This window comes from Rhodopirellula sp. JB055 (assembly GCF_043100905.1).
In the GTDB taxonomy this organism is placed as follows: domain Bacteria; phylum Planctomycetota; class Planctomycetia; order Pirellulales; family Pirellulaceae; genus Rhodopirellula.
In genome coordinates this window covers 1-6,803 of sequence record NZ_JBICHO010000423.1, presented here as the reverse complement: position 1 = coordinate 6,803, position 6,803 = coordinate 1, and the positions used below count along the sequence as shown (strand labels likewise).

At 57.8% G+C, this 6,803-nt stretch carries 6 protein-coding genes; 4 read left to right on the top strand and 2 right to left on the bottom strand.

Going from position 1 to position 6,803, the window contains the following annotated elements:
• Window positions 1-286 precede the first annotated feature (286 nt).
• Together ACF8AM_RS16600 and ACF8AM_RS16595 are read left to right on the top strand one after the other, a co-directional pair.
• A complete protein-coding gene (locus ACF8AM_RS16600) occupies window positions 287-2,137 on the top strand; it encodes an ATP-binding cassette domain-containing protein (RefSeq protein ID WP_392556709.1) in 1,851 nt (616 codons plus the stop codon).
• A 9-nt stretch (window positions 2,138-2,146) separates the two neighbouring features.
• Window positions 2,147-2,929 (top strand): CPBP family intramembrane glutamic endopeptidase, encoded by a 783-nt coding sequence (locus tag ACF8AM_RS16595; RefSeq protein WP_392556708.1) that lies wholly within the window; start codon window positions 2,147-2,149, stop codon window positions 2,927-2,929.
• On the opposite strand, the gene ACF8AM_RS16590 is transcribed toward ACF8AM_RS16595, so the two are convergent.
• Window positions 2,863-4,086 carry an amidohydrolase family protein gene (locus ACF8AM_RS16590; RefSeq protein WP_392556707.1) on the bottom strand — a complete coding sequence of 408 codons (1,224 nt, stop codon included), beginning with the start codon at window positions 4,084-4,086 and terminating at the stop codon, window positions 2,863-2,865. The genes ACF8AM_RS16595 and ACF8AM_RS16590 overlap by 67 nt on opposite strands.
• Between ACF8AM_RS16590 and ACF8AM_RS16585 the strand changes: the two genes are divergently transcribed.
• Window positions 4,074-4,775 carry a DNA-3-methyladenine glycosylase gene (locus ACF8AM_RS16585; RefSeq protein ID WP_392556706.1) on the top strand — a complete coding sequence of 234 codons (702 nt, stop codon included), beginning with the start codon at window positions 4,074-4,076 and terminating at the stop codon, window positions 4,773-4,775. The two genes, ACF8AM_RS16590 and ACF8AM_RS16585, sit on opposite strands and share 13 nt — an antisense overlap.
• Before the next feature lie 90 nt (window positions 4,776-4,865).
• A complete protein-coding gene (locus tag ACF8AM_RS16580) occupies window positions 4,866-5,498 on the top strand; it encodes a phosphoesterase (RefSeq protein WP_392556705.1) in 633 nt (210 codons plus the stop codon).
• Between the two features lie 83 nt (window positions 5,499-5,581).
• Here the strand turns inward: ACF8AM_RS16580 and ACF8AM_RS16575 are convergent.
• The coding region (locus tag ACF8AM_RS16575) for a DUF1559 domain-containing protein (protein WP_392556704.1) at window positions 5,582-6,803 on the bottom strand (1,222 nt) is incomplete at its 5' end.

The window sequence follows — 6,803 nt, the reverse complement described above, 5'->3', positions numbered from 1 at the left end:
CCCAACTTGAACTCATTCAATGTTCAGGCGGCGGTGGATGCAGGAAATGCGATCCCACTGATCTACTTGGCTGCCGCTTTCAACTATCTTGTGGTGTTTGTCGTTGCCATTTGGATGGTGGCGATGTTGTTGTTTGAAGATCGCGATTTGGCTTGATTGCCGCGTCTGTTGCATTGGAAGCTGGTTTGAGGAAAACGGTGACCGGTCGTGACGGATCGTCGATCGCATCCTTTGCGGTCGGGATGACAAACGAACGGTGGCTAGATTTTCTACGAGGCTCGCAACGGTGAATCGCTTTTCCAGTCTGAAACAACCACGTCGCGAACCCGAAGCGGCGGGCGCGCCCTTGCATCTCGTTTGCGCCGCCATCGCCGGTTTGATCATTCCTGTGTTGGTGGTCGTCTTTGGGATCATCGCGGTCCTGGTGGACGAAGGCGGCGGTTTGACGCGTTCGCCAGTGCGATTGGGGACCCACCTTTCGGTTCCGTTGCCTGATCTCTTTTTGGCGCAGAACAAAGTTGTTCAGTTGTTCAGCCTCGTGGGCGTGGCGTTGGCAATCGCGGTCGTGTTTTGCCTGGCCGTTTGGTTGCACCGGCGTTCGGCCGACTCGCGTTCCAGACGTGTGATCAAGATGCTGCACACTCGAACGCTCAAGCAGAGCTTGCGGCGCGCTGAAGTCGAAGGTGCCGCCGCGCAGCGTGAACGTGCTCGATTGATCATCGGCCGGCATTTGCCAGAGGTGGGGCGTGGGTTGTCGCTTTGGTATCGCTCGGTCCCTCGCAGTGTGTTGATGTTGATCGGGTGTGTGACGTTGGCATTGCTGGTCAACGTGTGGTTGGCGATTTTGGCTGTGATCAGTGGTGTGGCGTTGTGGCGTTTTTACGCGAAGCTTCGCAATCCGGACTGGTTGGAACTTTCTCGGTTTGAGATCCCGCAAATTCGCGAGCGATTGATTGGGTTGATCGGCGACGCACCGATGATGGCGAGATTGCAAGCGGGTGGTTTGGCCGATCAAGCTTACGAAGCGGAGTTGGAAGCTCTGGACCGGCGGATCGCGGGTGACGACGCGCGACGTGGGAGATTGTGGCCCGTGATGATGATGGCGGGCGGTGTCGCCATCGCGGTCATGTTGCTGGGGCTCGGACTGAACACACTGCAAGGCGGTCAGGGTTTGAGCCTGCCATCGGCGTTGGTGCTCGGGTTGGCATTGACGGGGGCGGCGTTGGCAGCGGCTCGGTTGAGTGAACTGAAACGGCAGCTCCGTCGCAGCAGCAAAGCTTGCGAATCGGTCTACTTGTATTTGCAACCCAACAGCGAAGTTTCTCCTAGCGAGCAACGGGTTGGCTTGGGCGGCCTTCGCGATTGCGTGACCATGGAAGACGTTTCGTTGCAAGATTCTGCCGGCAAGGCAATCTTGCGAGATGTGAGTTTGTCTTTGCGTCCGAAGTCGTTGGTGGCATTCCTCGGAACGGAAGAGATGTCAACTCGGGCGCTGTTGGAATTGCTGATGGGATTTGGACGCCCGCATCGAGGCAAGGTCCAGATTGATGGGATCTCGTTATTGGATGTGCACCCTCAAGCTCTCGCGAAAAACGTGATGTGGATTGGGCCTGATGGTCCGCTCTGGGAAGGTTCGTTGCGAGAGAATTTGATGGCCGGAGTCGACCGCAGCGTCGACAACCGCGACATGGTGGAAACGCTTGAACGGCTCGGGATTTATGAGCGAATCACACGTCTGCCAGAAGGCTTGGAAACCATCATTGAGCCAGGGTCGAATCTGGGATCCGGGGACGATTCGGACTCGTTGGGAACCGACGTTCGCTATGCCGTTGGGATCGCACGAGCGATGTTGCACCGACCGCCGATCGTGCTGGCGAAAGAGCCCCCTGCCCCGACCGAGCATGTCAATGAAGACCCCTGCTTGAACGCACTGCGCGAACTGGCGGATGCTGGTTCGTTGGTGGTCATGTTGCCTCATCGGTTGAAGACGTTACGTTCTTGTGATCGGGTGATGTTGCTCAATGGCCCCAATTTGGTTGGCGAGGGACGGCACACCGAGCTGTTGAATTCCAGTGATCTGTATCGCCACTTGAACTATTTGTTGTTCAATCCCTACCGACACCGAAGCCCATCCTGAGAGACGCGCGTGACGCAATCCAACGCGGACGACGAACAAACCCCCGACGATGTCTTCCGGACGGCTGTTGCGGTCGAAGCTGGCTTGGGTGCCCTGGCGTTGATTCTCGGATACCTGCTTGGTCCGAGTGCGCGGGATTTGGTCCCGCCGCTCAACGAAGCCGCCCTGTCCGCCGTTGTGGGTGGCATCGGATTGGGGGTCCTCGCGACGATCCCGTTGCTGCTGTTTGTCGGCGTGTTGCGGCGGATCAAACACCCTGCCATCGAAGAACTCGACAAGCTCGGCGATCACCCCATGATCGGGCTGATGTTGCGACTCAATGGTTGGGAATTGTTTGCGATCAGTCTTTGCGCGGGCGTCGGCGAAGAGTTGTTGTTTCGCGGTTGGTTGATGCCCTGGTTGGCCGGAGACGCTGCGTCCTTGGCACCTGACCTGGACGCTCCATCGCGTTGGTGGGCGTATGGAGGGTGGCTCGGCAGTTTGCCCAATTCGGTCACTGAATTTGCCTGGCCGGACGAAAGTTTGCCAGTTTGGTGGTCCCGCGTGGGCGGTTGGGAATTGGCTGCCGCTTGGTTGGTCTCATCGTTCGCGTTTGGAATGTTTCATCCAATCACCAAGCTCTACATCGTGATCACAGCCTTGATGGGGCTGTACTTCGGTGCGTTGTTGATCGTCACAGGGAACCTGTTGATCCCGATCACCGCTCATGCCCTGTACGACGCCGTTCAGTTGTGGGGTGCGGGGCGAGCGGAAGCCAACGCGGATGCCGATGAGAAGTCCGACCAAAGCTGATCGACTTGATTGGCACGCGTTGCGACGGTGACGAAGTTGGCTGGCATACCGACGGCCAACCTTCCATGAGTTGTTGATTGCCCGAGCGCGTCGGCCCCGTTGGCGGTCGCCATACGCAGGATCTCCATGGGGTTCAGGTCCGTGCGATGGTGGAGTAAGTGCTGAACCTCTCCCCAAAGATTCAGGTCTGGATTGCTGGCCCGCGAATCGGTACCGAGTGCCACGTTGATGCCCGCGGCGATCAATTCTGCGACGGGGTGCTGGGCATGCTGAAAGAAATGATGTGTTCGTGGGCAGTACACAACGCTGCAATTGGAATGTGCCGCGACACGTTGGATTTCCGTTTCGTTCAGATCATTCCCGTGAACCATCAACACGCGAGGTGCCTCTGCGAGCAAGTTGATCAGTTGCGTGAGCGGGGCGGGAGCTGGCCAGGGGAAGAACTTTTCGACGGGAAGTCCCAATGCTTGCAAGGATTCCGCGAATGGTCCGGTTCCGTGGCTCAGCAGCTGTCGTTCAGCCGGTGATTCGGCCACGTGCATCGCCAAAGGAACCCCATGTTGTTGGGCGGCGTTGACGCAGCGTTGGATCAATGGCAAAGGCGTCGAGTAGGGAGCGTGCGGGCTGAGGGCGGCCGAGTGTCCAACTGAATTGGGGTGGGTGACGTGGCGCAGGTGTCGCTCTGCTTGAGCCATTCGCTCGTCGCCGCGGTCTTGGCTCAACCCGAGCACTTCGGCGAAAGAGATCGTATTGTCAGGGATGGTTGCTTGCGGGGTCGTCACGATGTCAGCAATCAGTTTGGTTCCCGATGCCATGGCTTCCGCGTGCCCTTGCAGGACATGCTGTTGACGCGTTGAGGTGTCGACCATCCCGCGGGGCGCAATCACTTCGCGAAGCCAATCGGCCAGTTCCATGCCGGCGTGCCCGATGGGTTGAGCCAGGTCACTGAACTCGAGATGTGTGTGCGCGTTGACCAATCCTGGCAGAATCGCGACGTCGCCCAGGTCGACCAAGTTGCCCTCCACCTGGGAGTCATCGAATGGGCGGATCGAGGTCATGGTTCCTGAGTCAACCACGACCATTCCATTGGGAATTGGGACGCCGTCGATGGGCAGCAACCAGCGTGCGCGATAGGTTTGTTTCGATGAATGATGCAAGGCAGAAACAGGTTCATATGAATGGCACAGGAGATCAACCACTCGATGGTGAGTCGGCTGAAGCGTTGCCGCCCGAGTTCTTTGATCGTCGTCCCGAGGTCGTCGCACGTCAGTTGTTGGGGTGCGGGTTCGCTCGGCAGATCGAGGGCATCTGGGTCGGCGGGTGGATCGTCGAAACGGAAGCCTACCTGTCTCGTCGCGATGCTGCGAGTCACAGTGCACGCGGAGAGAAACCGGGTAACGTTTCCATGTTTGGACGCCCCGGCACATTGTACGTCTATCCCATTCATGCCAGGCACTGCGTGAACTTGGTCACAGAACCCGCCGGTCGCGGGTCTGCTGTTTTGATTCGTGCTTTGCAGCCTGTTTGGGGAATCGATCGCATGGTGAGACATCGCGGTTTGGTTGCTGGAAGCTCTCTTGATCGCAGGACGCTAACAACTGGGCCAGGGCGGTTGTGTCATGCCTTGGCGATTGATCGTCGATGCGACGGTGTGGATCCAGCGGTGGAAGAAGCTTGGCGTGTGTTCTCGGGCCCCCGTGTTCCACGGAGTCGGGTGACCACCACGCCCCGGATCGGGATTTCGCAGTCCGCCGAGTTGCCGCTGCGGTTTTTCGTCGATGGGAATCGGTTCGTGAGCGGTTTGGCTCGCCAGCATCGCCGTCCCCGGCGGGATTCGCTCCAGTGAGAATTCGCTACACTGCGGCCGACCCATCGGAGACCAGTTTGACGGACCGTGGGTCTGAATCGCCCGTTTTTCCACGACTTCCATTGCAGCATGTCATCCAACGCCAACACTGAAGAACACGTCCTTGTGATCCCCGCAACGTTGATCGAATCCATCGGTCAACTGGAGGGGTTTGACTGCGACGTGGATCGATTCCTGCAGCCGATTCTGGCGAGCGATGAATTGTCCTACCGGCCTCGCAGTGCGATGGAACTGGACCCCAGTTTCAAGCAGTTGATCCCTTACGTCGTGATGCAGTGGACGGACCCTTCAGACGGTAGCGTGAAATGGTTTCAGTACACTCGCGGCGGTGGTTCAGGCGAAAAACGCTTGCACGCCAAACGCAGCATTGGCGTGGGTGGGCACATCAGCCAAGAAGATGCCGGAGGAGAAGAGGATCCTTATACCGTTGGCATGCGTCGTGAGTTGGAAGAGGAAGTGACGATCGGCACACCTTACGTTGACCAACGAGAGGGGTTGCTTTATGACCCCAGCAATGAGGTTGGTCGAGTGCATTTGGGGGTCGTTCATCGATTCATTTTAGAACAACCGCTTGTCACCAGTAACGAACCCGAACTCGCGGAAGGTCAATTTGTTTCTGTCGACGTGCTTCGACAAGAACGAGAACACCTGGAAACCTGGAGCCAACTCACACTCGACGCACTGTTCCCCGCGTCGGTGTAGCGGTTGTGATTTCGAAATGAAAAACTGCCGCCATGAAAGACGCATAGCGGCAGCGGGTGAAGAATCAAAGCAGGTGTGAACGTCTAAAACTCGCCATCGATCACTTCTTTCGCGGCACGTGAACCGAGCGAGCCCCACAGCCCGTATGGGCTGGGGCTGCCTGGAGGTGGCGAACCAGCGCGATTCGAGACCTGGGGTGCATTCTTGTTGCCCGCGTCAATCGAATCGGTGATGAACTTGACAGCACCGTCACCCATCAGGACGTGAACGCCGCCTTGGTGGCGGCTTGATGGAGGTGAAACAACGTCACGATGGTCACGCCCGTCGGAGCACAATTCACGGTTGGGCGAAAGAACCGTCGTCATTTGACAGTACGGTGGCATGTAGTCATGCCAGCGAAAACCGCGTCCCCAAACCGCTTGCTTGGTTAGGCCGGCGGTCAACCAAAATTGTGGACGTTCCGGGTCGATGTAGGGTTCAGCATAGGAAGGATCCAAGCGACACTGGTTTTTCTCTGCAGGTGCTGCATGTGCTCCGGTATTGGTGGGAACGGTCGTACGTTTGTCGTTGTCTCCCAGGTCAGAAGTGATCTCGCCGCACATGATTGTGTTGGAGAGTCCATCCAGCGTGTCGCGAAACTGAATCTCACGACCGTTGACGAACATCCCACGCTGAGCCGAGTTGGACGCGGTAGCGTGAGAGCTGTCGCTCGAGTAGGGCAATGTTGCGCCAGATGCGACTTCATCCACATCGAGATAAGAGTCGCGGGAGTAAACGGCTGAATCGCCCATGCACGCGGCGTAGTTCGTGCGCCCCAAGGATGGCAGGCCGACACCTGGATCGCTCGGGCAGCGGAACGTTGCGATTTCAGTGGCCCATGGTGGATATTGAACGCGATCGGGGTGCGGTCCCATGGCCTGCCACGGCGGGCTCTTCGTCGAGCCGTCGGAGTTGATGCTCAAGGGATTCGAGATTTGTTCCCACAGCCCTTGTTGTTCCAAAAACGGCAAAGCACCAACTAGAAAGGACAGGCGTTTGTTGGATGAAATCTCGCGACCAGGATTGCTGTCCCAAGGGTCGCGTCCTCCCACGGCGTACGTCCCTGAGGCGTGGACAGGAAGATTGTTGAATGCCGAGTGGTAGTTGTGAACGGCTAACCCGATTTGTTTGAAATTGTTGCTGCAGCTCATGCGGCGGGCAGCTTCTCGGGCAGCCTGTACCGCCGGAAGTAAGAGCCCCACCAGGACTCCAATAATTGCGATGACAACCAGCAGTTCCACCAAAGTGAAACCGAGATTGCGTGGT